The organism is Streptomyces sp. NPDC006265 (assembly GCF_040613555.1).
Taxonomy (GTDB): domain Bacteria; phylum Actinomycetota; class Actinomycetes; order Streptomycetales; family Streptomycetaceae; genus Streptomyces.
The window spans coordinates 1-1,829 of record NZ_JBEXSH010001277.1 but is presented as its reverse complement, the minus strand read 5'-3'; the positions used below and the strand labels follow the sequence as shown (position 1 = coordinate 1,829).

General features: G+C 73.0%; 1 protein-coding gene and 1 pseudogene. One reads left to right on the top strand and one right to left on the bottom strand.

Annotated elements, in window-relative coordinates:
• A pseudogene (locus ABZ281_RS47965) lies at positions 1–286 on the top strand (helix-turn-helix domain-containing protein); the annotation flags it as partial.
• A 51-nt stretch (positions 287–337) separates the two neighbouring features.
• Here the strand turns inward: ABZ281_RS47965 and ABZ281_RS47960 are convergent.
• On the bottom strand, positions 338–1,726 hold the full coding sequence (locus ABZ281_RS47960) for an FAD-binding oxidoreductase (RefSeq protein ID WP_356664988.1): 1,389 nt from the start codon (positions 1,724–1,726) through the stop codon (positions 338–340).
• Positions 1,727–1,829 lie beyond the last annotated feature (103 nt).

Below are 1,829 nucleotides of genomic sequence, written 5' to 3'. Positions count from 1 at the left end.
CTCCCTGGCCGCTTTCTCGGCCTGGTTCGACGGCGGTGCCACGGCCGCCGTCGTCCACCGCGTCCTGACGGCCAACCTCCCCGATGACATGCGGCACCCCGCCGGTGTGCTCTCCCACCGCCTTGAGCACCTGCTGCCACCGGCTCTGCCCGCGAGCCCTCCGGCCGCGTCCACGCACACCGGAACCGTCCGCTGCCGCCCCCACCCCTTCCAGACGTGCGACGGCTGCGAGCGCGCCTTCCGCGCCCCGCACGCCGGTCGATGCCGCGACTGCCGATCCGGATAGGAGCCGCCGACAGCAGTCGGCGCACCTCGCGCTGCTTGAAACCGGCTGCGGTTACGCGGGTGTCACCGCGTGGCCGTAGCGCAGGAGGTTGTCCGGGTCGTAGGTGGCCTTGTCGTGGCGTAGGCGGGCGTAGACCTCCGGGGTCCAGGCGCGGGCGCGGTCCTGGTCGTCGCCCGGGGTGCCGTGGATGTTGACCATGGTGCGGCCCGTTCCGTACGGGGCCATGGCCGTGTAGAGGCGGCGGGTCGCCTGCTCGACGGCCTCGGCCACGGGTGGGGCGGGCATGATTCCGACCGACTCCATGAAGTAGCCGGCGTCGCGGGAGCAGACGGCGTCCTCGACGGCGGACGGGCGGGACAGCGCGCCGCCCATGTGCCGCAGGGAGGCTATGAGGAGGGGGTGGTCGGCGCCGGCCGCGGGGCCGACCTGCTCCAGGAACGTGTCGACGGCGTCGGGGGTCAGGTCGCGCAGGAGCGTGCAGCACTCGCGTGCCGGGAGCGGGTCCTGGGGTTCCATGTGGATACGGTCCATGGCCGCGTGATCCATCTCCTCGACGGTGTCGACGGCGACGGGAGCGGCTTCGCGCAGCGGCGCGATCAGGGCTTGGCCCTTGGCCGGGTCGCCCGGCCACGCGATCGCGACCCGGGCCCAGAAGCCGCCGCGCAGGGGCTCCGGGATCTGCGGGATCGGAGGCAGGCGCAGCACCGAGAACATGCTGCACATCTCGTCCGGGACCGTGCGGGTCCAGTCCTTCCAGGTCCGCAGCAGGGTCTCCGTGTGCTCGGCGTGGCAGTGGATCGCGCCGCCGTAGAGCCGGGGGAGGGGCAGCAGTTCGGTGACGAGCGAGGTGACGATGCCGACGTTGCCCTTGCCGCCGCGCAGGGCCCAGAACAGTTCCGGTTCGTGCCGGGGGTCCGCCTCGCGCAGGTGGCCGTCCGGGGTGACGACCTGGAGGGAGCGGACCAGGTCGGCGGCGTAGCCGTAGGCCCGGCCGAGGACCGGGAGTCCGCCGCCGAGAACGTAGCCGACGACGCCCGCGTCCGTGGAGGTGCCGCACAGGCCCGCCAGGCCGTGGGGGGCGGCCGCGTCCATGACGTGACTCCACTTCGCGCCCGCGGCGATGGTGGCGGTGCGGGTGGTCGGGTCGACGTGGACGTCCGTCATACGGGACGTGTTGATCAGCAGGCCGTGCTCGATCGGGAAGTTGGCGCCGTGGCCGGTGGCCTGGACGGCGACGGGGGTGCGGGTGGCGTGCGCCCAGCGCATGGCGGTGACGATGTCGTCGGCGCCGGTGGCGCCTATGGCCACGTCCGGGGTGTGCAGGGAGGCCAGGTTGAAGCCGGTTATCTCGTCGGCGTAGGCGCGTTCGCCGGGGCGTAGGACGGGGCCGTGGATCTCTGAGAGGGCGAAGAGGTCGGGGATCTGGTGGGGGGCGGTCATCGCGTCCTCCGTGGGGGCGGGTACGGAGGGACGGCGGCGGCGAGTGAGCGAGTGGGCCGTCGGGGTCCATGTTGGTGATTTCAGGATGGACCTGGGGGTGTGG